Source organism: Enterococcus quebecensis, from assembly GCF_001730365.1.
GTDB classification, from domain to species: Bacteria; Bacillota; Bacilli; order Lactobacillales; family Enterococcaceae; genus Enterococcus_L; species Enterococcus_L quebecensis.
On the sequence record NZ_MIKB01000012.1, the window covers coordinates 69934 to 95006 of the forward strand.

A 25073-nucleotide genomic window follows, 5' to 3' on the forward strand; every position below is an offset into this window, starting at 1 on the left:
TCACTTTTGCATAAAAATAAGAAAAAATGAAAGGTTGAATGGGATGAATCAATCACTGATAGTTAGAGGTGCACCGCAAGAATATGAATGCCGAGAAGGTGCATGGAATGATTTAGAAGATCACTTAAATAGAAGAAATATTCAACATGTTCTGGTTTTACACGGCAAAGTTTCGTGGGAAGCGGCTAAACCATATTTTCCTTCATTAATGAATATTGATACACATTTTGTTGATTATGGAGGCCAATGTACAGATGAGAGAACAGCAGAATTGAAGCAGTTGGTTGAACAAGAGCAACTAGATGGAATCATTGCGGTTGGGGGTGGTAAAATTGCGGATTTAGGCAAGGCGGTAGCGAATCAGTGTGGTGTTCCAATTTTAATTTTACCCACGTTAGCTGCGACTTGTGCCGCCTATACACCGCTTAGTGTGATGTATAATAAGATAGATGGTGCGATGGATCGCTATGATGTATTTCCTCGTAGTAATGCATTGGTTTTGATTGAACCAAAAGTGATTTTAGACTCGCCGATTGAGTTAATGATTGCGGGGATTGGGGATACTATAGCCAAATGGTATGAAGCAGATGCGATGATTTCTCAATTGGATATACAGCCGATAGAAGTCGAAGTGTCCGCTTTCGCTGCAAAAAAATGTAGAGATGTTCTATTAAAAGATAGCCAAGCAGCTCTTAGTGCAATGGAGAACAAATCTATTAATCAAGCCTTTTTGAACGTTGTGGAAACGAATATTCTATTGGGCGGAATGGTTGGCGGATTTGGTGACGATTACGGTCGAACATCTGGCGCACATTCGATTCACGATGCATTGACTATTTTACCAGAGAGTCATCATCAACTTCATGGCAATAAAGTAGCATATGGTGTTTTAGTTCAGTTGGTGATCGAAGATAAATGGACAGAAATCCAAAAACTACTTCCATTTTATCGTAGCTTAAATCTGCCTACCTCATTAAAAGATATGAATATGGAGTTATCAGCTGCTGATTATAGACGTGTAGCCGAGCGGGCGACTGAAGCGCATGAAACGATTCACTTTATGAAAGAAGAGATTACAACAGAAGTAGTAAAAAATGCGATGATTACTTTAGAAGCAGCAATGAGTGATAAATAAATCAAGTATAATAGAATAAAAGAGCTGGGAACAAATAGTTTTTAGATTGTTTCCAGTTTTCTATCGTCTAAGGATATGATAAAGAAACGCCGTTAAACCTTGCAAAGTCAAGTAAAAAAAAGTATGATGATTGAAGCGTAAATTTACAAAAAGAAAGTAGGGAAATGAATGACGGAACCAGCCATTCGTTATCGTTTAATAAAGAAAGAAAAACACACAGGTGCCCGTTTAGGAGAAATAATCACGCCTCACGGTACATTTCCAACTCCAATGTTTATGCCTGTAGGAACGTTAGCGACAGTAAAAACAATGTCACCAGAAGATTTGAAAGAGATGGGGGCAGGAGTGATTTTAAGCAATACCTATCATTTATGGCTTCGTCCTGGAGATGATTTGATTGCAGAAGCTGGCGGCTTACATAAATTTATGAATTGGGACCAACCAATTTTGACAGATTCAGGTGGTTTTCAGGTGTTCTCATTAAGTGACATGCGTAAAATCACGGAAGAAGGCGTTCATTTTAGACATCATTTGAATGGGTCGAAATTATTTCTTTCACCAGAAAAAGCAATCAACATTCAAAATAATTTAGGCTCTGACATTATGATGAGTTTTGATGAATGTCCGCCATTTGATGAAAGTTACGATTACGTGAAGAAATCAATCGAACGTACGTCACGTTGGGCAGAGCGAGGCTTGAAAGCTCATGCTAACCCAGACCGTCAAGGATTATTTGGAATCATCCAAGGTGCTGGATTTGAAGATTTGCGTCGCCAAAGTGCAAAAGATTTGATTAGTATGGACTTCCCAGGTTATTCGATCGGTGGTTTATCTGTTGGTGAACCTAAAGCCGAAATGAATCGTGTGCTAGATTTTACTACACCGTTGATTCCTGATAATAAACCAAGATATTTAATGGGTGTAGGAACAGCTGATTCACTCATTGATGGTGTGATTCGTGGTATTGATATGTTTGATTGCGTGTTGCCGACTCGAATTGCTCGAAATGGAACATGTATGACTTCAAAAGGGCGTCTTGTTGTTAAAAATGCCCAGTATGCAAGAGATTTCCGTCCATTGGATGAAAAATGTGATTGCTATACTTGTAAAAACTATACTCGTGCTTATATTCGTCACTTGATAAAAGCCGATGAAACTTTCGGAATTCGTTTAACATCGTATCATAATTTGTATTTCCTATTGAATTTGATGAAGCAAGTTCGTCAGGCAATTATGGATGATAATTTATTGGAATTTAGACAAGCTTTTTTTGAAGAATATGGCTTTAACAAAGAGAATGCGAAAAGTTTCTAAAAAAACGATCAAAAGACTAGTGTTGTACCAGAAATTTTGGTACAGTAAACTAGTGATTATAGGATAGAGAGGTGAATAGATAATGGGCGGAGGACTTTCGTTTATTTTACCATTAATTCTTTTAGCAGGAATGATGTTTTTTATGACTCGTTCGCAAAAGAAACAACAAAATGAACGTCAAACACTTTTAGATGCAATGAAAGTGGGAGATGAGATTGTAACGATTGGCGGATTACATGGCGTAATTTCTGAAATCGACAACGACAAGAGAACTGTATTGATCGATTGTGAAGGAATTATCCTTGAATTTGATCGTGCAGCAATCAAAACAGTTAAACCAGGTACAGTTGTTACAAATGACAGCGACGTAACTACGGTTGAGACAAAAGAAGAAACAGTTGTTGAAGAACCAACAACAGAAGCAACTTCTGAAAACGACGAAACGAAAGAATAATTCCAGCTTGCTGGAATTTTTTCTTTCTAACTTACATCAGAAAAAACATACATAGATTATTCTTTAGAAAGAAGGGGAAGACCATCGAAAAGTTATCTTGGCATCAAAAACTCTTGTTGAAAAAAGAATTAAAAATTAAATGCCACTCTTTTCGACAACTTGGTTATTCATCAGTCAATGAAACGGAACTGATGAACTATCTTGTTTCATATCGTTGGAAAAAGAACGCTCCATCATCCGTCAAAGCTTGTCGCGAAGACATTTTACATATTGAGCCAAATGATTTTTTTGATTATCAACAGTTAATTGCCCAAACGAGCAATTTAAAGATCAGTGATTGGCAAGACTTAAAAGATTTATTCTGAGATAGGATAAATCTTTTTTCTTTTCTTATATATGAAAACGCTCGCTTTTTCATAAGGAAAATAACTTTATTTTTTAATGTGAAAAATATCACAAAAACTATTTACAAGAAAAAAATAATGTTGTATGATGTGTATGTGAAAAAGTTAACAAGCAAAAAATAAATAATTTATTTTTCTAGGAGGATCACAATGGCTAAAACAATGAAGAAAGAAGATACTAAAACGACTGATGTAACAGCTATGATCGACGAGTTAGCAAAAAAAGCAACTGCTGCTTTAAAAGAAATGGAAGATTTTGATCAAAAAAAAGTTGACCATATTGTGCATCAAATGGCAATGGCTGCTTTAGATCAGCATATGCCTTTAGCAAAAATGGCTGTAGAAGAAACTGGCCGTGGAATTTATGAAGATAAAGCAATCAAGAACATGTATGCTTCAGAATATATTTGGAATAGTATTAAACACGATAAAACAGTTGGGGTAATCAATCAAGATGAGCAGACAGGATTGATTGAAATCGCTGAACCAGTAGGAGTGGTTTGCGGTGTTACACCAACAACAAATCCAACATCAACAACAATTTTCAAAGCCTTAATCGCAATCAAAACACGTAACCCGATTGTATTTGCATTCCATCCAAGTGCACAAAAATGTTCTGCAGAGGCTGCTCGTATTGTTCGTGATGCAGCAATCAAAGCAGGTGCTCCTGAAAACTGTGTTCAATGGATCGAAGAACCTTCATTAGAAGCAACTTCTGGTTTGATGAATCACCCAGGAATCGCCATTGTTTTAGCCACTGGTGGTGCTGGCATGGTGAAATCAGCTTACTCAACTGGTAAACCAGCTTTAGGCGTAGGACCAGGAAATGTTCCCTCTTATATTGAAAAAACAGCAAAAATCAAACGTGCAGTCAATGATTTAATTGTGTCTAAATCATTTGATAACGGGATGATCTGTGCTTCTGAACAAGCAGTGATCGTAGATAAAGAAGTTTATGCAGCCGTAAAAGCTGAATTTGAAGCACACCAAGTGTATTTCGTTAAACCAAACGAATTACAAAAACTAGAAGAAGCTGTGATGAACGAAGGTAAGTATGCTGTAAATCCTGCAATCGTAGGCTTCTCTGCAGAACATATTGCAGAACTCGCTGGCATTAAAGTACCAAAAGGAACAAAAATCTTAGTTGCTGAAATCGAAGGTGCAGGTACAGAATATCCACTTTCACGTGAAAAATTATCACCAGTTTTAGCCATGATGAAAGCGAAAAACACAGAGCACGCTTTTGATTTATGTGAAGCAATGCTTGAATTAGGCGGTTTAGGACATACTGCAGTAATTCATACAGAAGACGAAGATTTGCAAGTTAAATTCGGACTACGTATGAAAGCTTGCCGTATCTTAGTAAACTCTCCATCTGCTGAAGGTGGAATCGGTAATATCTATAACGAAATGATTCCTTCATTAACCTTAGGGTGCGGATCTTACGGTAAAAATTCAGTTTCTAAAAACGTATCTGCTGTCAACTTGATCAATGTCAAAACTGTAGCGAAACGGAGAAATAATATGCAATGGTTTAAATTACCGCCAAAAATTTTCTTTGAAAAAAATTCATTACAATATCTACAAAAAATGGAAAATGTTGAACGTGTGATGATCGTTTGTGATCCTGGGATGGTTCAATTTGGCTATGCGGATACAGTTCGTAAAGAATTACAAAAACGTAAAAATGACGTTCAAATCGAAGTGTTCTCAGCTGTAGAACCTAATCCTTCTACAAACACAGTTTACGCTGGAACAAAAGTTATGGTTGATTTTGAACCAGATACAATCATCGCTTTAGGTGGTGGTTCAGCAATGGATGCAGCTAAAGGTATGTGGATGTTTTATGAACACCCAGATACAGAATTCTTTGGAGCAAAACAAAAATTCTTAGATATCCGTAAACGTACGTATAAAATCGACAAAGCAGTGAAAACACAATTTGTATGTATTCCAACAACATCTGGTACTGGTTCAGAAGTAACCCCATTTGCGGTTATTACAGATAGTGATACACATGTGAAATATCCATTAGCTGATTATGCATTAACACCAGATGTTGCGATCATCGATCCTCAATTTGTCATGTCAGTTCCAGCTTCTGTAACAGCTGATACCGGTATGGATGTATTGACACATGCGATCGAGTCTTATGTTTCAGTAATGGCTTCTGATTATACTCGAGGATTAAGTTTACAAGCAATCAAATTAGTCTTTGAACATTTAGAAAACTCAGTGAAACGTCCAGATGCAGAAAGTCGTGAAAAAATGCATAATGCATCAACAATGGCGGGAATGGCGTTTGCTAATGCATTTTTAGGGATTTGTCACTCAGTAGCACATAAAATTGGTGGAGAATATGGCATTCCTCACGGACGTACTAATGCGATTTTATTACCGCATATCATCCGTTACAATGCCAAAGATCCTTCAAAACATGCAATGTTCCCTAAATATGACTACTTCCGTGCAGACACAGATTACGCTGATATTGCGAAATTCTTAGGTCTTAAAGGTAAAAATACAGCAGAATTAGTGGGTGCATTAGCAACAGCTGTTTACGATTTAGGTGTGTCAGTTGGAATCGACATGAACTTAAAAGAACAAGGAGTAACAAAAGAAATTCTTGATTCTACGGTGGATCATATGGCTGAACTAGCATACGAAGACCAATGTACAACAGCAAATCCAAAAGAACCATTGATTAGTGAATTGAAACAAATTATTATTGATGCTTATAATGGTTAATTAGATAAATGAAGAAGAGCAGCTTAAAAGTTGTTCTTCTTTTTTATGCTTCTAATTTCATCCTCTATCTGAGTTCATGAGACTAGGATATGATTCTCAGAGTTATGTCCAGGTTTCTAATAGTCTAGGAGCGTTGTCTTTTCAAATAACTCGTTAGACCTATATAATAAATGTATTATATAGGAATTCTTATCTAAGAAAGGATGACGGGTCATGACCAAATTTTCACCATGTTTATGGTTTGACGGAAAAGTAGAAGAAGCAGCTGAATTTTATGTGGATGCTTTTGAACAGAGTAAAATAAATGCGATCGACTATTATGTCGATAGTGAACATCAACCTAAGGGATCTGTATTGACTATAACGACAACACTTGCAGGCCAAGAGGTAATTTTACTGAATGGTGGACCAGAATTTAACTTTACACCGGCAATTTCTCTTTTTGTAGAGTGCGAAACAGAGACACAAATCAACAAGTTATGGGAAACCTTAAGCCATAATGGAAAAGTACTGATGGAATTTGGGTCTTATCCATTCGGTGAAAAGTATGGATGGTTGGAAGATCAATATGGGGTTTCGTGGCAACTGATCTTATCAAGAACACCTCAATCTATCGCACCAAGCTTTTTATTTACTGGAGATCAGTTTGGAAAAGCAGAAGAAGCAATGAATCAGTGGATTGAGATTTTTGGTGAGGGGAAAGTTGAATATGTACAAAAAAATCCAGATGGTACCGTGTTACAAGCCTTATTTACCATGCATGGACAACCGTTTCGGGTGATGGATAGTGGAATTGATCACGGATTTACGTTTTCGATGGCCACATCATTTTATGTATACTGTAAAAACCAAGAAGAAATCGATCATTTGTGGGATGCTGTGACTGCGAAAGGAAAAGAATGGCCATGTGGGTGGATGGAAGATGAATATGGTGTTTGCTGGCAAACAGTTACAAGTGATATGGAGGCATTGTTCAATAATTCAGATCCTGAAAGAGCGTATCGTGTGATGCAGGAATTGTATAAAATGAAAAAAATCGATTTAGCTGCTTTGAGAAAAGCATACGAAGAGTAAAAATAGAAGAAGCTTGAGCGTTTAGGCTCAAGCTTCTTTACTATTTACTTCTCTTAGCATACGGTTGATAGGCAATGCCGCGACTTTCACACCAATGAATAATTTCACCAGAAAAAATAATATCTGTTGATGTAAGCTCTTCAGTTGTCTTCTTTCCAAGTAAAGTATACAACATTTTAAGCTCATCTTCCCATTGTTGAACAAGATCGATCGTTTCATCCAAACCGTTTGTCATCAGTTGATTCAAAATAGTTCCCGCAACACCAACGCTTTTTGCACCTAAGCTAAGGCTTTTGACAATATCCAATGATTGCCGAACGCCTCCAGAAGCTAAAATAGCTACGTCTCGTTGCCAGTTTACAGACTCCAATAAAGAAAGAACTGTTGATTGCCCCCAGTCATTTAGAAAGCTTAGCTCTCTTTTTTTGCGGCGGGCATTTTCGATCTGAGTAAAACTTGTTCCGCCTTGACCACTAACGTCTACAGCTTTAACGCCGCGCAAGACCAACTGTTCAATCGTTTCGTTGCTCATGCCAAAACCAACTTCTTTAACGATAACTGGAACAGACAAGTGAGAAACGATATTTTCTATATTTTCCAACCATCCCTGGAAATCACGATCTCCTTCTGGCATCACCAATTCTTGTGGAACATTCACGTGAATTTGCAATCCGTCAGCTTGAAAAAGATCTACAGCTCTCTTGGCTTCATCCAAAGAAAGACCAGCTCCGATATTCGCAAAAATTATACCATCAGGATTTTCCTTACGCATGATTTGATAAGTATCAGCCAACTCTGGATTCTTTAAAGCAGCATTGACCGATCCGGTAGCTGTCATCATACCAGTTTCTCTAGCGAGGATTCCTAATTGCTGATTGATTTCTTTTGCTCGGGCGCTGCCTCCGGTCATGGCATTGATGTAAAAGGGTTGTCTAAAGGTAAAATCAAGAAAAGTGGTTGAAAGATCAACCTCATCTAGAGCAATTTCAGAAAATGAATGATGAACAAAACGAATTTGGTCGAAGTCGTTGTTTTTTTCTTTGTGAAATGCTTTTGCTAAAGAGATATGTTCATCTTTTCGATTCATCTTTTTCCTGCTTTCCGTAAAAATATACATGTAATGGTAAAGGAGTGATTCCTTCTTTTTCCCAAGAACTCATTAAGGGTAAAATACCTGATTTTTGTTTAAATAAGACGATTCCGCAATCGCCGCCGCCAGCACCTGATGATTTAGATGAACCACCGTAGTTTTCGGCTAAATCACATAATTTTTTAAGTGCAGGAGTTTCAATTGCAACTCCTGTAATAGAGGTTAATCGTTGCAGTAAGTGCCTATTTTTTCTTATTTGATTTTGGATCAAGGAAATATTCTCTGATTGAAAACCTGAAATCATTGTTTCAACGCAAATTTTACTTTCTTGAAGAAATTCTTGGTATGCTGTTTCTTGCACTTCTTTGGATTGGTTAACTTGATCCACTAAATCAGAGGTGGAAGCAGGGCTGCCAGTCCAACCGATTAGCAAACGCAATTTTTTAGGAACAGTCAAAGGCTGAATCATTAATTTCGGCCAAGTTGCTTGGAGTAATTCCGTCAGCGTTTGTTTTTGAGATTGTTCATTGACCCAGTCGTGATCAAATGTTGAAAATGCAATCCAGCCACCGTAACAACTTGCTGCAATATCTCCGCAAGATCCATTTCCCTGAACGTCAAGGTGAGCCAACGAGGATAACTTAAAAATTTCTTTTTCTGTTAAATCTAATTTATAAAATAAGCTTAAAGCTCTAACTGTTGCGACTGTTACAGCTCCGCTAGAACCAAGTCCGTATTTTCGTCCGTTGGAATTATCTAGCTCGCTAGTGACTTTCAAGTGGTAAAAATCTAGTTTTTTATTTTGTTCATGAGCATACTTTTCTGTTAAACGAATAGCTGCTAACACGTAATGGAAAGGATTTTCCCGAATATCCAAAACTAACTCATTGTTTCTTCGTGTCCAACGAACAGGCAGCGAACTGAATTGAGCAGACTGAATACTGCCCACGTTTTCTGCTGTTTCAAGTGTGACTGTCACAAATTGATCTACAGCAACGATGATTGCTGGATGTCCTGGTTCGACAACGGCGTATTCACCAGCAATGAACAATTTACCCGGTGTAGAAACTTCTATCATACTTCTTCCGACCTTTCTACTGGAATCAAAGAAATCCCAGGTCCAGCGTTAGCTGTGATCAGCTGTTGTTCAGAAAAGTGATCTGCTAATAAACGCTTTAACATGGTTAGATTTTTCTTTTCCACTAAAATTTTAACGTTTGGTCCGGCATCCATCGTAAAGTAACAAGGTAAACCTTGTTGACGAGCAGAACGCACTAGTTGCATGACTTTCAAACTTTCTGGTGACCAGTAAGTAAATGGTGGCACTGCAGCTAATGTAGTACCATGCATTCTCAAGCCATTTGCTTCAGTGACTTCACCTAATTTGTGGAAGTCTTTTTCTGCTATTGCTTGTTTGGCAGTAGCTAAATCAGCTTCAACAGTTTCTAACCAGCCAGAATAAAAGCTGGATGTCTCCACCGTTCGTTTCATGCCGTCACGACTAGAAATATCTTTCACACCGTCATCGACTAAAACAAAGAGCATAGCTAGTTCATTTTCCCAGTTATCTGAGGGAATTTCTTGGGCAAAAGATGTTTGATCAGAATCCCCTTTTTGCCATTGAGAAAATCCGCCGAAAATACTACGGCAGGCAGAGCCGGAACCACGACGAGCTAAGCGGGATAGTTCTGGTTCGCTTAGCTGTAAATCTAACGCTTCACTGCAGGCACCAGCAAGGGCCGCTAGTCCGCTAGCCGAAGATGCTAGCCCAGCAGCTGTTGGGACAAAGTTTTTACTGTCAACTTTAGCAAATAACGATAGATTTTGTTTTTGTCGAACAAGATCTAAGAATTTTGAAATTTTTGCTGTTTGTTTAGCATTTTGTTTTTCCCCATCTAAAAAGAAAAGATCTTCAGTCAATGTTTCATCGAAATGTACACTAGTTTCTGTATAAAAAGCATCTAATGTTAAAGAAAGACTGCTGTTCATTGGTAGTATTAAGTGTTCATCTTTTTTTCCCCAGTATTTTATCAAAGCGATATTTGTATACGCGCGTGCTTTTCCAATGTACATTAATTTTTCACTCCTAATGGTTGTATCCAAGTGGCTACAGCTCCAGACTTCTCTAAAGCTGTGGCGATTTTTCTTGCATGTTCATTTGAATCGGTTAATGCGATCATACATCCGCCACGACCGCCACCTGTTAATTTGGCACCCAAAGCGCCATTTTCTCTGGCAGTTTTTACTAGTTCGTCTAGTCGGTGATTACTGACTGTCAAGGCTTGAAGCTGTTCTTGCGCCTGATTCATGGCATTACCTAGAGTATGAGCATCATCTGCTAAGATTGCCTGCTTGGCTACTCTAGTTAATCGGCCTAATTCAGTGATATGTTTGGAAATTTTTTGTTTATTTTCCTCGAAAAGATGAGCCACATCACTAACGGCAGCTCTTGTTTGACCTTTGATACCTGTATCTGCAACAATCAAATAAGCATTAGAGACATTCATGGGGAATGTTTCTAATGGATGACCTTTTATAAAAAATAAGGGCTTATTTCCGCTAGTTGCTGCTGTATCGATGCCGCTGGGGTTACCGTGAGCAATTTTTTCTGCTCGAGTGACCAAAGGAAGCAAGGCTTCTGGTGGACATGGAACATCGAAATAATCAAACAGTCCACGAACGATAGAGACTGCAGCAGCAGCACTTGAACCCATGCCGCGTTCTGCTGGAATGGTGCTGGTAATGGTGATTTTCAGTGTCGTAGTTTCTTTATGAAGTGCGATCAACGTTTGTGTGATAACTTCTTTAACACTTTTTAACTGTTGTGGAATGTTTGAAAAATCTCCAGAATAGTAATGACAATCTAATGTCATTACAGTCTCAGGCTCAACTTTTGTCGATATATAAGTCTCTTTGAAAGGGAACGCGATAGCAGGTTCACCATAGACCACAGAATGCTCACCCATCAAAATAATCTTTCCAGTTGCAAGCCCATGACCGATTTTTTCTTTATTCATTTTAATAAACAGTCCTTTATTTAAAATATCAGATACGTCGCAATTAAGAGTACCACAAATGATTCTAACCAGCAAAATGCAAAAATATTTATCAAATGATTATCTAAATAAGCAAATAGATAGAAATGAAGTCAATAAATAAAACTAGTACAACATTATGAAGGCTTTTTCTTCAGTGCGAACGTTGTCATCCGATGAGCAGATTTCATTGCAATAAAATTAGTGATGGTAGAAGCAATCACTAAAATAAAACGATGATGTCTTTTCTTAATTCTGCCACTCTTTGTTACATTATTTTTTCTTACTCAATTAGATAGCTATTAAGCTAAAAACTAATTGACAAGTGTTCTCAATCTATACTAGTTTACCAAAAAAGAATATGAAGTAAAATGTTTAGTTTCTGTTTTAGAAAAGAATTAACTTATCATTAATATGTATAGACAAAAAAAGAAGAGAGGTTGGAACAAAACATCCAGATCCAACCTCTCTTCATATCAATCTTCAATTACTAAGCCTAAACCTGCAGCGATTGTGATTGCTTGTTCTTGAGTTACTTTTAATCCTTTGAGTAATTCTTGTGAAAAAGCAATCTTTTCAAAGGTACTCTTGGTTAAATCAAGGTTCTCTAATTTTGTATGGAACCAGTTACTCCCAGTTAACGAGCAATGATCAGACAAAAGATTATTCCAAGTGACTTCAACAAACTCTGTATCTGTTAAGCTTGTATCCTTAAACTCCACTACTTTTTGATTTGTAGAGCTAAAGGAAGCATAGTCTGCCAAACAATCTTCAAAAAGGCAATCCCGCAAATAACTCTCAGCAAAATTTGTCCCAGTCAATTTGCATTGTCGAAAATGAACTTGATGAAAACTAGCACCAATCCACTCTGTATTGGAAAGGTCACAATGATCAAAAATCACATTGCTGCACTCGAATCGTTCTAGATGATTTCGGTTCATTGTAATTTTTTCGAAACGGCATTCTCTAAATACTAAGTTGCGTACATCTTGATAACTGAGGTCCTGATCTTGCAATAACATACCTTCAATAATTGTTTCATCATCTATAGAGATGAAATCTGTTTGGGTAAGTTTTGGTAATACAGGAGCCAATGGTTTTTTCGTCTTCATATTAAACCTCCAATTAATAAATAAAAAACTATTCTGTTTCTTTGTCTAGATGTTCATCCAATTGGTAAGCACGATTGTAAAACTTTAAACAGGTGGTTAACACAAAGGCACCAAGCAATCCTAAAAGGCTGCCGAGAACAATACCAATCAAGCGATAACTCAATAAACTCACTAAATATTGATGACGAGCTAAATTCGCCAAGAGTAAAGCCATTGGCGTGGTAAAAAAGTTCGCAATCGTATAATTTCTCCGAATAAAATATTCTACTGTTACAAAGAAAAAGCAAATGAGTAAAATCATTTCTAGAGAAGTAAAAGAAATACTTAGTAAAAGAGCAGCAATCAATAACCCGATCATTGAACCGAGAATCCTCTGGACATTTCGATGCATAATTGCTCGCAAATTATCACCTTGTAAAACAGCAGCACTTGAAACAACCATCCAATAAGCGTTTGTCAAATGCAAGGACTGACTGATATACGTTGCTAAAAACAAGATAGTTGCGTAATGTAAGGCATCAAGAAGTGCTGCAGGATCTGTGTACAAACGCTCTTGTAAAGAAATTTTCTTTTGTGGTGTACCAGATTTACCTTCTATAAAATATAAGATGACAGCTAAAACAAGTGATGTTAAAATTCCTAGCAGAACATAACTCATCATAATGGGAACTTTTTCTAAGGGGATTTTAGTCCCAGTTCCCATCGCAGTAACCATGACAATAAAAAAAGCTCCTGGCTTAGCTATTCTGTATAATCTAAAAATAATTCGAGCAGAAAAAGCAATTATAGCAATTGCAAATGGAATAAGCCAAGGGATGTGTGAACTGAGGACACCAATGAGGTTTCCGAAAAGTAAAAAGGCTCCAACTGAGCCTAAACGAATCAGTAGTTCTTTTAATGGAAGAGTTTGATAATAAAGAAAAGTAAAAATTCCAAGAGAACCAAAACTTCCAATCAGCAAATTATTTGAAAAATAACCAATGAATAAAGGCATGGCCATACAAATTCCGGCACCGATTAAGCGAAAGGGGGCTTTTTCGGGTTTTTGAAATACAATTAATTCTTTAAAAAAAGATGAACGATGCATCTAATCACTCCTGTGCTTCTGCGGTAATTTGTCGCAGACTATTTTTTACCACTACTAATTTAACATATTTTTTTATAAGAAGACAATTGCTCTTTAGAATCTATTTCTTAAAAATAGATTCTAGTCAAAACATATTTTAATGATGCCATCATTAAGAAAAAATAAGATTATTCTTGATTTTTTAATCTAAAAATTGTAAACTATACCTCATAGCAATAAATAATTATTAAATTCTGATTTTTCAGAAAATACTCAGGGTCTTTTAGGGAGGAAAAAAGAATGAAGTTAAAAAAGTCATTTACTTTTGGGTTCATCACTTTATTTAGTTTAACATTAGCTGCATGCGGCAATAGCGGTAGTAAAACAGCTGATTCAGACAGTGCAAAAGGGTCTGATGGAAAACCAAGCGGAGAGCAAATTTTCCGTGTGAATGAACAACAAGAAATGCCGAGTGCTGATCCATCATTAGCTACAGATGAGGTGAGCTTTACAGCATTGAATAATGTTTATGAAGGAATTTACCGCCTAGATAACAAAAACAAACCACAACCAGCAGGTGCTGCTGAAAAGGCAGAGATGAGTGAAGATGGTCTTGTTTACAAAATCAAATTAAATGAAGATGCTAAATGGACTGATGGGAAACCTGTAAAAGCAGAAGACTATGTTTACGGATGGCAACGTACAGTTGATCCAGCAACGGCTTCAGAATATGCTTCCCTTTATAGTGCAATTAAAAATGGACAAGCAATCATGGATGGCAAGAAAGACAAATCAGAATTAGGTATTAAAGCTGTAGGTGACTATGAGTTAGAAGTTACTTTAGAGCAAGTTACACCTTATATGGATTACTTGTTTGCGTTTCCTTCATTCTTCCCACAAAGAAAAGATATTGTGGAAAAATATGGAGACAAGTTTGCTGCCAATAGTGACAATGCTGTTTATAACGGTCCGTTTACTTTAGCTAATTTTGATGGACCAGGAACAGATACTGAATGGTCTTTCAAAAAGAATAAAGAATACTGGGACAATAAAACAGTTAAACTAGATGAAGTTAAAGTAAGCGTGGTTAAAGAGGCTCCTACATCATTGAACTTGTTCCAAGACAAACAAGTAGATGAAGTGGTATTGAGCGGTGAATTGGCACAACAAATGGCTAATGATCCAGAATTTGTTATCGAAAAAGAAGCATCAACTCAATATATCGAATTGAATCAACGTGAAGGTAATTCGCCATTCAAAAATGAAAACCTTAGAAAAGCAATCTCTTATTCAATAGATCGCAAATCTTTAGTTGACTCAATATTAGGTGATGGTTCAGTAGAGCCTAAAGGACTGGTACCATCTGACATGGCGACAAGCCCTAAAGATGATAAAGATTTTGCTAATGAAGCAGGTAATGCGATTGCTCACGATGAGAAAAAAGCAAAAGAATATTGGGAAAAAGCGAAAAAAGAACTGGGTATTACTAAACTAAATATGGATATCCTTTCATCAGATACTGATTCTTCTAAGAAGACAGTAGAGTATCTGCAAGGTGCTATTCAAGATACACTAGATGGAGTAAAAGTTACGGTTAGTCCGGTACCATTTGCTGTGCGTTTAGATCGTTCGAATAAAGGTGACTTTACGACAGTTATTGGCGGTTGGGGTGCAGATTATGCTGATCCAAGTAGTTTCCTAAACCTGTTTGAAACTGGAAATGCTTATAACCGTGGACATTACAGCAATCCTGAATATGACAAGAAGCTTAAAGACGCTGCAACGACAAATGCTAATAATCCAGAGAAACGTTGGGATGACATGGTAGATGCTGAAAAGATCATCATGGATGATATGGGCGTTATCCCTCTTTTCCAAAGAGCACAAGCACGTATGCGTTCAGAGAAAGTGAAGGATGTTGTATTCCATCCAGCTGGACCGAAATATGATTACAAATGGGCATATATTTCAGAATAGTCTGAAATAGCTGTCAATAGTAAAAGGACCTTTGCCCTCTTTGAATAAAAAGGCAACGGTCCTCTTGCTATCTTTGCTTAGAAAAAGTAAAATAATAAAGAAACAATAGAGACGATCAGTAAAATACCTCCAGTTTCAATCCAGTAAAGCTGATGTGCTTTGCCGATTTCTGAGAATGGAATGAATTCTTTCGGTTCATTTTTCTTTTTAAAACGGAAATGCATTTTCATAAAACGTTGGAAATTATCAAAAAATCCTGAGGACATAATCCATAAGGCTAAGCCGATAATTAGAAAGAATAATGAAACAATGAAAAAGGTATCAGATACAGAACGGATAGTCAGTGACTGTTTTATTAATAGTAGGTAAGTGAAAATACCTATGCTTGAGACCGCTGAGGTAATTAAGGGCCATTTAAAATTTTTCATGTGCTCATCCTTACTTAAATTTTCTATCCTTACTTTATCGAAAATAACTGATGAAGTCAAAATAATCTCGGAGGTGTCATTCTTGAACAGTTTTGGAAAATATTTTCTTAAACGGGTCTTCTTTATGATCATCACATTGTGGTTGATCGCAACGATTACGTTTTTCCTAATGCAATTATTACCAGGTACTCCTTATACCAACCAAGAAAAACTTAGTCCAGAAACAATCGCTATGTTGAATAAACAGTCAGGCTTAGATAAGCCAGTAATCGTTCAATATGGAATTTACTTAAAAAATCTTGTTGTGGGCGATTTTGGAATTTCATTCCAATTTAAAAATCAACCCGTAGCAAAACTTTTAGCTGGTCGTATCGGACCATCCGTACAACTAGGAGCACAAGCGATCATCTTTGGTACACTAGTGGGTATCTTACTAGGAATCATTGCAGCGATGCGCCAAAATACATGGGTAGATACATTGGCTACGTTAATGGCTATTTTAGGACGATCTATTCCTAACTTTGTTTTTGCTGTGCTATTGCAGTATATATTTGCTATGAAATTGAAAGTTTTACCAATTGCGATGTGGAACGGTTTTGCTTATACGATTTTGCCGACGATTGCTTTGGCAATGAGTCCGATGGCCGATTCCGCCAGGTTTATACGAACCGAAATGGTTGAAGTTTTACATAGTGATTATGTAGAGTTGGCACGTGCGAAAGGCTTAAGCCGTTGGCAAGTTGCCGTAAGACACGGACTTAGAAACAGTTTGATTCCTCTAATCACTTTATTAGGACCTCTAGCGGTCGGATTGATGACAGGATCATTAGTTGTTGAAAATATTTTCGCTATACCAGGGATCGGGGAACAATTCGTAAAATCAATTATGACCAATGACTATCCAACAATTATGGCAGTAACGATTTTATATTCTGCTTTGTTAGTCTTCGTTATCTTAATTGTTGATTTACTTTATGGATTGATTGATCCAAGAATTCGTGTTTCAGGAGGTGCCAAAGGTTAATGGAAACAGTTGACTTAAACAATGTACCAGAAAAAATCAAAACAATTCCAGTAGGTGAATTCCAACCTTTGGATACATCTACAACAAAGGAAAGAGAACGAATTGCAACGCCATCACTGAGTTTTTTACAAGATTCTTGGCGTCGTTTGAAAAAGAATAAAGCTGCTGTAATTTCTTTAATCTTATTAGGAATTATTATCTTTATTTCTATTATTACAATTTGGGTTTCACCACATGATCCAACGCAGCAAAACGTTGCTTATATTAACTTGCCGCCTCGTATTCCCTTTTTAGATAGTATTAATGGGTTTAACGGTACAGCTACTGTTGCTGGTAAAGTTGTTGATAAATATGCTCAAGCAAAGGTTCCAGATAGCGTTAATTTCTATTTAGGAACAGATGGTTTGGGTCGTGATGTATTGAGCCGTTTATTTATGGGAACTCGTATCTCCTTATTGATTGCTTTTATCGCTGCGTTACTTGATATTACAATCGGAGTAACTTACGGATTGATTTCAGGATTATTAGGCGGACGTGTCGATACAGTAATGCAGCGTGTTTTGGAAGTTCTTTCTGGGATTCCTAACTTAGTTGTTATGATTTTGATGCTAACTGTGTTTGATCCAGGTATTTTATCAATCGTTTTGGCGATGGTAATCACTAACTGGATTTCAATGGCCAGAATTGTTCGGGCTCAGACCTTGAAACTAAAAGATCAAGAATTTGTCTTAGCTGCCCAAACATTAGGTGAATCTCGTTTGAAGATTGCTGTCAAACATATCTTGCCGAATATTTCTAGTGTGATCATCGTTCAAATGATGTTCAGTATTCCATCGGCAATTTTCTTTGAAGCGTTTCTAAGTTTCATCGGTTTAGGATTAAGACCGCCGACCGCTTCGCTTGGAACATTATTGAATGAAGGATATAAAACGTTCCGTTTCCTTCCATATTTGATGTGGATTCCTGCCGTAACACTGTCAGTCGTAATGATTTGTTTCAACTTATTAGCTGACGGACTACGTGATGCCTTCGATCCTAAGATGAAAGAGTAGAGTGAATGACTATGGAAAAAGTATTAGAAGTAAAAGACTTACAGATTTCTTTTGATACGTTTGCTGGAAAAGTAAATGCTATTCGTGGTGTTAGCTTTGACCTATTTAAAGGTGAGACGCTTGCAATCGTAGGAGAATCTGGTAGTGGGAAATCAGTAACAACTAGAAGCATTATGCGATTATTAAGTAGTAATGCAAACATTGATAATGGAGAAATTCTGTTTAAAGGTGAAGATATCGTACACAAAACAGAAAAACAAATGCAAACCATTCGTGGGAAAGAAATTGCAATGATTTTCCAAGATCCCATGACGTCATTGGATCCAACTATGCCAATCGGCAAACAAGTTGCTGAATCATTGATTAAACACAATAAAGTATCTAAAAAAGAAGGGCTAGATCAAGCCTTAGAACTATTGAAATTAGTAGGGATTCCAAACGCTGAAAAACGCTTGAAAAATTACCCTCACCAATTTTCCGGCGGACAACGTCAACGTATCGTTATTGCGATTGCATTGATTTGTTATCCAGAAGTTCTGATTGCTGATGAGCCAACAACGGCTTTGGATGTAACAATCCAAGCACAAATTTTAGAATTACTAAAAGACTTACAACAAAAAATCAGCACATCGATTATCTTTATCACACATGATTTAGGTGTAGTAGCTAATGTGGCTGATCGCGTAGCGGTTATGTATGGTGGACGTTTAGTGGAAGTGGGAACATCGGAAGAAATTTTCTACAATCCGCAACATCCATATACGTGGGGGTTATTAGGCTCCATGCCGACAATGGAAGGAACCGAAGATAAATTATATGCTATTCCTGGTTCTCCTCCTGATTTATTAGATCCGCCAAAAGGAGATGCTTTCTATCCTCGTAACGAGTTTGCGCTAAAAATAGATGCAGAAGAAGCACCACCATATTTTGAAGTATCACCAACTCATAAAGCTGCAACGTGGTTATTAGCACCGCAAGCACCAAAAATCACCCCTCCAGCTGAAATTGTAAGACGTTGGGCGATTTACGCTGAACGCCATAAAGTAACAACAGGAGGCGTTAAATAATGAGTGATAAAAGAAAAGTACTTTTAGATGTTAAAGGACTAAAACAATATTTTAACGTAGGTCGCCCTGATGAAGTCAAAGCGGTTGACGATATTAGTTTCCATATTTATGAAGGTGAAACCTTCGGATTAGTTGGGGAATCTGGTAGTGGTAAATCAACAACGGGTCGTAGTGTTATCCGTTTATATGATCCAACAGATGGAGAAATCATTTTTGATGGAGAAGATATTAGTAAAATTCGTTCTAAATCAGGAATGCAGGCATTCCGTCGTGAAGTTCAAATGATTTTCCAAGATCCTTATGCATCGTTGAACCCAAGAATGAAAGTAAATGACATTATTGCTGAAGGAATTGATATCAATCATTTAGCTAAGGACGCTGCTGAACGTGAGCAAAAAGTCAACGAGTTATTAAAAGTTGTTGGTCTTGATCCAAGTCATGGAACGCGTTATCCACATGAGTTTTCAGGTGGTCAACGTCAACGTATCGGGATTGCCAGAGCCTTGGCAGTTGATCCGCGTTTTATCATTTGTGATGAGCCGATTTCAGCGTTAGATGTGTCAATCCAAGCTCAAGTGGTTAACTTATTGCAAGATTTACAAAAAGATGCGGGTCTAACATATCTATTTATTGCCCATGACTTGTCAATGGTTAAACATATTAGTGACCGTATCGGTGTTATGCATAGCGGTAGATTGTTGGAAATGGGTTCAAGTGATGATGTGTATAACTTTGGTGTACATCCTTATACTGAAAGTTTATTATCAGCGATTCCATTGCCTGACCCAGATTACGAACGTACACGTACACGTATTGTTTATAAACCTCAACCTGAGGATAATAAAGAACGTAAACTAAGAGAAATCACTCCAGAACATTATGTGTATTGTTCTGAGGATGAAGTTGAAGTGTATCGTAAGAAAATTGAAGAGAAAAAAGCCAGAGCGAATCACGAGTAGTTGCTTTGCAAATTAAATGCTAGCTAGGAAAAAAGAATGATTTTTTCTTAGCTAGAATTTTTAAAATGATTGATGAATGAATCAGTTTGCATTGTGACATAATCATTTTTGATTAGCTTCACGAGCTAGCCTTTTGGAAAAAAGATAAATGATGATAAAGAGCATCATCGTCATTATTTTCTATTTTTCAGTCAGTACTAAACGAGCTCATTCAGCTTTTTATTTAATCTAGCAATATGAGACAGCTCTATCGGCAAGTAGATAAATATATTGAAAGATAAAAAGCATCTTTAAATATATTTCCTAACTTGCTCAAGAGCTAGGCGTCTCATTCAGCTTTTTATTCAATCTAGCTTCATGAGCTAGTACTTCGGAAAAAAGATAAATAATGAAGCTGATAAAGAGCATCATCGTCATTATTTTCTATTTTTCAGTCAGTACTAATCAAGCTCATTCAGCTTTTTATTGGTAGGGTGGTAATTTAATGAAGGTATTAAAAGCGTATAAGTACAGACTTTACCCTACTTCAGCACAGGAAGAATTTATCAAAAAAACTTTTTCTTGTGTTCGACTTGTGCATAATCTTTTATTGCAAGACAGGATCCAGCTTTACAAGACGTTGAAAGAAAATCCTGATTTAAAAGTGAAGCTACCGACACCAGCTCAATATAAAAAAGAGCATCCTTGTTTAAAAGAAATCGACAGTCTCGCATTATCTAACGCACAGGTATACTTAGATCGAGCATTTAAAAAATTTCATAGAGAAAAATCAGTCGGTTTTCCTAAGTTGAAACAAAAGAAAAACGCTGTACGCTCTTATACAACGAATAATCAGAATGGTACAATTAAAATTATTGACGGAAGATATTTAAAAGTACCTAAACTAAAATCGTTGATCAAAATGAAAATGCATCGTCAAATGGTAGGGAAAATAAAGTCGGCAACAATTTCTTTAACACCTAGTCAAAAGTACTTTGTTTCTATTCTGTGTGAAGAAGAAGTGCCTACAGTTGAGAAAACATATGCTGCAATCGGGATAACTTTAGGGAGTTCTGAATTTGCTGTGTTATCAAATGGAAAACGCATTGATAATGATAAATATACGAAAGAATTTGAAACTAGGATTAACAGAGAAGAACGAAAGTTGATGCGGCGTAAAGAAATTGCTAAGTCAAAAGGAATAGAACTTTCTCAGCAAAAAAATTATCAGAAACAAAAACTGAAAGTAGCAAAAATGCGGGAAAAGTTAATGAATCAACGAATCGATTTTCTTAATAAAGTTACTACGGAAATTGTGAGAAAGTATGATTTGATTTGTATTGAAGAGATTCACCAAGCAGATGTTTTTAGAAATAACAAATTACATCGAGGTGTTTCAGATGTTTCATGGGCATTATTTGTGTCTAAATTAGAATACAAAGCGTCATGGTATAATAAAAGATTGATTAAGGTTTCCATCTGCGGGAAATCTTCTGAACATTCAGATAATGATATGAGCAGTCGACTATTTTTTCAAGATATTAATGAGAAAAGAGCAATGATTGATCCAGAGACTGCTACTAGTGTTCAAGTATTAACTCAAGGATTAAAAGAAGTAGTCATATAAATAAATTAAAGAACTGTAGGGACTACAGGGATAGCCTAGGGCATATAAGACAGATATAGCGTTTATTCGATCATTTGTTTTTTTCTAGGAAATTTCTAGATCATAGAAATAGTTCACTAATTATTAGTTGATAAAAAATGAAAAGTTAAACTTTGTTCTAATTGTTCAAGTATCATTTTACTTGTCTAATGGAACGAAGTTTTTTTCTGCATGTGACAAAAAAATGTAGTACAATGAAAAGGTATAAAAAAGAGAGGAAAATGATGAAAAACTATAAAGCACTTGTATTCTTTGATCTTGATGGAACCCTGCTAGATGTTAAGTCAAAAATTTCCCCTGAAAATCATCAAGCAATTTTGGAATTAAAACAGAACAATATTTTACCGATTATTGCAACGGGACGTTCACCTAAAGAAATTAAAGAAGTTATATTGGGAACGTCAATTGATTCTTATGTAAGTTTAAATGGCCAATTTAACGTAGTTGAACAGGAAGTTGTTTCGAAACATGTAATACCAGTTGCAATAATTCGAGAATTAATGTCGTTTTCTAAGTTATTGGGTCATTCATTAGCTTGCTATACTGAAAATGACTATGCAACTTGTTATACAACTAACAGTATGAAAAAGTTATATGAACTAGATAATGCCTCGTTACCAAAAATTTCTTCAGATTTCTATGAAAATAATGAAATTTATATGGTTTACCTTTTCTCAGAAGATAAAGAGAAGGATCAGCTGTATCAAGAACAATTCTCAGGATCAGTTGCTTTCTATAGAGATAGTCCCTATTCGATGGCTGTAGTATTAAAGGGGCAATCAAAAAAATCAGGCATTCAACAAGTCATTAAACATTTAAATTTAGAGCACCTGCCAACCTATGCTTTTGGTGATGGAAATAATGATTTAGGAATGTTTGAGGCTGTAGATACTGCGATTGCTATGGGAAATGCTTCAGACCAAGTGAAGAGCCATGCAGATTTTATTACGAAGTCCCATATGGACGGCGGGATTACTTTTGCATTAAGACATTTTGAATTAATAAATTGAAAGGATGCGATAAAATGGCAGTAAAAATGATAGCAGTAGATATGGATGGTACATTTTTAAATAGTCACCAAGACTATAATCGGGAAAAATTTTCTAAGTTATATCAGCAGATGAAGCAACAAGACGTTCGTTTTGTTGTAGCAAGTGGGAATCAATATTATCAACTTAAAACTTTTTTCCCAGAAATTGAACAGGAGCTATCTTTTGTAGCAGAAAACGGTGCTTATGTTATTAGTGAAGGAAAAGAAATTTTTTCTGGTGAAATCCCTTCTGACCTCATTCAAGAGGTATTAACTATCTTAGCTGATTTTGAAGAAGGACATACGATTCTTTGTGGAAAAAACAGTGCTTATGTTGGGGAAAATGAACCAGACTCGTTTATCGAACATGGCAGTAAATATTATCATCGATTAAAAAAAGTTTCTAATTTAAGCGAAGTAAAAAACGATACCTTATTTAAGTTTGCTTTGAGTTTTCCTGTTGAACAAGTAGATGAAGTATTAGAACGGTTAGCAGAAGTGTTAGGCGACAAATTAGTACCTGTTTCAAGTGGACATGGAGATGTTGATCTGATCGTCCCTGGTATTCATAAAGCTCATGGATTGATGAAGCTACAAGAATTATGGGGAATACAAAATCATGAAATAGCAGCTTTTGGTGATAGTGGGAATGATTTTGAAATGCTGAAACATGCAGGTCACAGTTATGTGATGAGTAATGGACAGCCAAATGTTAAAGTTGCGGCTAAAGAAATTATTTTATCCAATGATGAAGATGGGGTACTTGTGAAAATCGAAGAATTACTTGAAAACTAAAAAAATAATGCTAGAGAAAGAAGCCATTTTCAAAAGAGAGGGCTTTTTTTCATTATAAAAAAGCATTGACAAAAAAGAAAAAAGATTATATACTGATAAAGTTGAGAAATGAAAGCAGAAGCACCCGCTTCTCGCCTTAGCTGACATTGTCACTGGGCTGGATATTGGATTCCTTATATCAATTGATATGAGTCCGAAAATCGCGGGGTCTGTATACAGAGCCTGTTTTTTATTGTATTTTTATACGATAACGGATGTTTAGGAACAAGTTTCGGTGATTATTTTCTCGTAATAAACTTGGAGGTGAATGACCATAGCAAAGGATATGATGGTGAACGACGGCATTCGTGCACGCGAGTTACGTTTGATCGGACAAGACGGCGAACAATTAGGTGTAAAAACAAAAGTAGAAGCATTACAAATTGCTGAAACAGCCAATCTGGACTTAGTTCTAGTAGCACCTACTGCGAAACCTCCTGTTGCGCGAATTATGGATTATGGAAAATTCCGTTTCGAAACGCAAAAGAAAGAACGCGAAGCTCGTAAGAAACAAAAAGTGATCAACGTAAAAGAAGTTCGCTTAAGTCCGACAATTGACTTAAATGACTTCAATACAAAACTTCGTAATGCACGTAAATTCTTAGAAAAAGGCGATAAAGTGAAAGCTTCTATCCGTTTCAAAGGCCGTGCCATTACCCACAAAGAAATTGGTCAGAAAGTTCTTGATCGCTTAGCAGAAGAAACTGCAGATATTGCTACAGTGGAACAAAAAGCGAAAATGGACGGACGCAGCATGTTTCTAACGCTGGCACCGAAGAATGAAAATTAAGCTAACTAGCTGATAATTAGTTAATGAATTTTTTTGAGGATGCTAGTTCAACTTTTTCAACTAATTTAGTTGAACTGTATACGAAATGAAAATGTAGGAGGAAAATTAGTCATGCCAAAACAAAAAACACACCGCGGATCAGCAAAACGTTTCAAACGTACTGGTAACGGCGGGTTAAAAAGATTCCGTGCGTTTACAAGTCACCGTTTCCACGGTAAAACAAAAAAACAACGCCGTCAATTGCGTAAAGCTGGAATGGTATCAGCTGGCGATTTCAAACGTATTCGTCAACAATTAGCAAGAATGAAATAAGCAAGCTGAAAATTCTTGTACTAACCTAGCAATTAAAATAACTCACAGAGATAACAGATATATTAGGAGGAATTAACCATGGCACGTGTTAAAGGTGGCGTAGTAAGCCGTAAACGTCGTAAAAAGATCCTTAAGTTAGCGAAAGGCTATTACGGATCAAAACATACTTTATTTAGAACAGCAAAAGAACAAGTAATGAAATCATATAGTTATGCATACAGAGATCGTCGTCAGAAAAAACGCGATTTCCGTAAATTATGGATTGCTCGTATCAACGCAGCAGCTCGTATGAATGGCTTGAGCTATTCTAAATTAATGCACGGTTTGAAATTGGCAGAGATTGATATCAACCGCAAAATGTTAGCTGAATTAGCAGTTAACGATGCAGCAGCATTTACTGCATTAGCTGACCAAGCTAAAGGTGCTTTAGCAAAATAATTAATACAATGACCTCTTCTTTCAATTCAAGAAGAGGTTTTTTTTTCCAGATTTAGATTTTTACATCACGCAAAAAAAATGTTAT

At 36.5% G+C, this 25073-nt stretch carries 24 protein-coding genes; 17 read left to right on the plus strand and 7 right to left on the minus strand.

Annotated elements, in window-relative coordinates; all coding sequences use genetic code 11:
• Nucleotides 1-43 precede the first annotated feature (43 nt).
• From BCR23_RS04735 to BCR23_RS04760, 6 genes are all read left to right on the plus strand, one after another.
• Nucleotides 44-1135, plus strand: a complete 1092-nt coding sequence (locus tag BCR23_RS04735; protein WP_069634634.1) for an iron-containing alcohol dehydrogenase family protein — start codon at nt 44-46, stop codon at nt 1133-1135.
• A gap of 168 nt (nt 1136-1303) precedes the next feature.
• On the plus strand, nt 1304-2449 hold the full coding sequence (gene tgt, locus BCR23_RS04740) for a tRNA guanosine(34) transglycosylase Tgt (protein WP_010771116.1): 1146 nt from the start codon (nt 1304-1306) through the stop codon (nt 2447-2449).
• An 82-nt stretch (nt 2450-2531) separates the two neighbouring features.
• The gene (yajC, locus tag BCR23_RS04745; protein ID WP_069634340.1) at nt 2532-2903 is read left to right on the plus strand and encodes a preprotein translocase subunit YajC; all 372 of its coding nucleotides are present in this window, start codon (nt 2532-2534) and stop codon (nt 2901-2903) included.
• A 47-nt stretch (nt 2904-2950) separates the two neighbouring features.
• The gene (locus BCR23_RS04750) at nt 2951-3268 is read left to right on the plus strand and encodes a post-transcriptional regulator (protein ID WP_069634341.1); all 318 of its coding nucleotides are present in this window, start codon (nt 2951-2953) and stop codon (nt 3266-3268) included.
• A 189-nt stretch (nt 3269-3457) separates the two neighbouring features.
• Entirely contained in the window at nt 3458-6055 is a 2598-nt protein-coding gene (gene adhE / locus BCR23_RS04755) for a bifunctional acetaldehyde-CoA/alcohol dehydrogenase (RefSeq protein WP_069634342.1), read from the plus strand.
• 213 nt (nt 6056-6268) lie between these two features.
• Nucleotides 6269-7129, plus strand: coding sequence for a VOC family protein (locus BCR23_RS04760; protein WP_069634343.1), 861 nt, complete (start codon nt 6269-6271; stop codon nt 7127-7129).
• 40 nt (nt 7130-7169) lie between these two features.
• On the opposite strand, the gene fni is transcribed toward BCR23_RS04760, so the two are convergent.
• The 6 genes from fni to BCR23_RS04790 form a co-directional block, all read right to left on the minus strand.
• Nucleotides 7170-8216, minus strand: coding sequence for a type 2 isopentenyl-diphosphate Delta-isomerase (gene fni / locus BCR23_RS04765; protein WP_069634344.1), 1047 nt, complete (start codon nt 8214-8216; stop codon nt 7170-7172).
• On the minus strand, nt 8200-9297 hold the full coding sequence (locus tag BCR23_RS04770) for a phosphomevalonate kinase (RefSeq protein WP_069634345.1): 1098 nt from the start codon (nt 9295-9297) through the stop codon (nt 8200-8202). The genes fni and BCR23_RS04770 overlap by 17 nt, the downstream gene beginning before the upstream one ends.
• Nucleotides 9294-10292, minus strand: a complete 999-nt coding sequence (gene mvaD, locus BCR23_RS04775; protein ID WP_069634346.1) for a diphosphomevalonate decarboxylase — start codon at nt 10290-10292, stop codon at nt 9294-9296. The genes BCR23_RS04770 and mvaD overlap by 4 nt, the downstream gene beginning before the upstream one ends.
• Nucleotides 10292-11236, minus strand: coding sequence for a mevalonate kinase (gene mvk, locus BCR23_RS04780; protein WP_069634347.1), 945 nt, complete (start codon nt 11234-11236; stop codon nt 10292-10294). The genes mvaD and mvk overlap by 1 nt, the downstream gene beginning before the upstream one ends.
• A gap of 494 nt (nt 11237-11730) precedes the next feature.
• On the minus strand, nt 11731-12366 hold the full coding sequence (locus BCR23_RS04785; protein WP_069634348.1) for a pentapeptide repeat-containing protein: 636 nt from the start codon (nt 12364-12366) through the stop codon (nt 11731-11733).
• A 28-nt stretch (nt 12367-12394) separates the two neighbouring features.
• Nucleotides 12395-13453, minus strand: a complete 1059-nt coding sequence (locus tag BCR23_RS04790) for an FUSC family protein (RefSeq protein ID WP_069634349.1) — start codon at nt 13451-13453, stop codon at nt 12395-12397.
• 279 nt (nt 13454-13732) lie between these two features.
• Here BCR23_RS04790 and BCR23_RS04795 point away from each other — a divergent pair, with 279 nt between their 5' ends.
• A complete protein-coding gene (locus BCR23_RS04795; protein ID WP_069634350.1) occupies nt 13733-15409 on the plus strand; it encodes a peptide ABC transporter substrate-binding protein in 1677 nt (558 codons plus the stop codon).
• A 77-nt stretch (nt 15410-15486) separates the two neighbouring features.
• Here BCR23_RS04795 and BCR23_RS04800 read toward each other — a convergent pair whose 3' ends face one another.
• Complete coding sequence (locus tag BCR23_RS04800; RefSeq protein ID WP_069634351.1) at nt 15487-15837, minus strand: DUF3899 domain-containing protein; 351 nt, start codon at nt 15835-15837, stop codon at nt 15487-15489.
• An 82-nt stretch (nt 15838-15919) separates the two neighbouring features.
• Here BCR23_RS04800 and opp1B point away from each other — a divergent pair, with 82 nt between their 5' ends.
• The 10 genes from opp1B to rplT all read left to right on the plus strand — a co-directional run bounded on the left by opp1B (nt 15920) and on the right by rplT (nt 24988).
• Nucleotides 15920-16861 carry an oligopeptide ABC transporter permease Opp1B gene (gene opp1B / locus BCR23_RS04805; protein ID WP_069634352.1) on the plus strand — a complete coding sequence of 314 codons (942 nt, stop codon included), beginning with the start codon at nt 15920-15922 and terminating at the stop codon, nt 16859-16861.
• Nucleotides 16861-17913 (plus strand): oligopeptide ABC transporter permease, encoded by a 1053-nt coding sequence (opp3C, locus tag BCR23_RS04810; RefSeq protein WP_069634353.1) that lies wholly within the window; start codon nt 16861-16863, stop codon nt 17911-17913. The genes opp1B and opp3C overlap by 1 nt, the downstream gene beginning before the upstream one ends.
• Nucleotides 17914-17918: 5 nt before the next feature.
• Nucleotides 17919-18980, plus strand: a complete 1062-nt coding sequence (gene opp1D / locus BCR23_RS04815) for an oligopeptide ABC transporter ATP-binding protein Opp1D (protein ID WP_141706696.1) — start codon at nt 17919-17921, stop codon at nt 18978-18980.
• Nucleotides 18980-19939, plus strand: coding sequence for an ABC transporter ATP-binding protein (locus tag BCR23_RS04820; protein WP_069634354.1), 960 nt, complete (start codon nt 18980-18982; stop codon nt 19937-19939). Before opp1D ends, BCR23_RS04820 begins: the two co-directional genes overlap by 1 nt.
• Nucleotides 19940-20423: 484 nt before the next feature.
• Nucleotides 20424-21545: an RNA-guided endonuclease TnpB family protein gene (locus BCR23_RS04825; protein ID WP_069634355.1), complete on the plus strand. Its 1122-nt coding sequence runs from the start codon at nt 20424-20426 to the stop codon at nt 21543-21545.
• A gap of 263 nt (nt 21546-21808) precedes the next feature.
• On the plus strand, nt 21809-22594 hold the full coding sequence (locus BCR23_RS04830) for a Cof-type HAD-IIB family hydrolase (RefSeq protein WP_069634356.1): 786 nt from the start codon (nt 21809-21811) through the stop codon (nt 22592-22594).
• Nucleotides 22595-22608: 14 nt separating this feature from the next.
• Nucleotides 22609-23409: a Cof-type HAD-IIB family hydrolase gene (locus tag BCR23_RS04835; RefSeq protein ID WP_069634357.1), complete on the plus strand. Its 801-nt coding sequence runs from the start codon at nt 22609-22611 to the stop codon at nt 23407-23409.
• A 307-nt stretch (nt 23410-23716) separates the two neighbouring features.
• Nucleotides 23717-24238 (plus strand): translation initiation factor IF-3, encoded by a 522-nt coding sequence (infC, locus tag BCR23_RS04840; protein WP_010762696.1) that lies wholly within the window; start codon nt 23717-23719, stop codon nt 24236-24238.
• Between the two features lie 111 nt (nt 24239-24349).
• Nucleotides 24350-24550 carry a 50S ribosomal protein L35 gene (gene rpmI, locus BCR23_RS04845; protein ID WP_010771140.1) on the plus strand — a complete coding sequence of 67 codons (201 nt, stop codon included), beginning with the start codon at nt 24350-24352 and terminating at the stop codon, nt 24548-24550.
• Between the two features lie 78 nt (nt 24551-24628).
• Nucleotides 24629-24988, plus strand: a complete 360-nt coding sequence (gene rplT, locus BCR23_RS04850) for a 50S ribosomal protein L20 (RefSeq protein ID WP_010763962.1) — start codon at nt 24629-24631, stop codon at nt 24986-24988.
• The last annotated feature ends 85 nt before the right edge of the window (nt 24989-25073 follow it).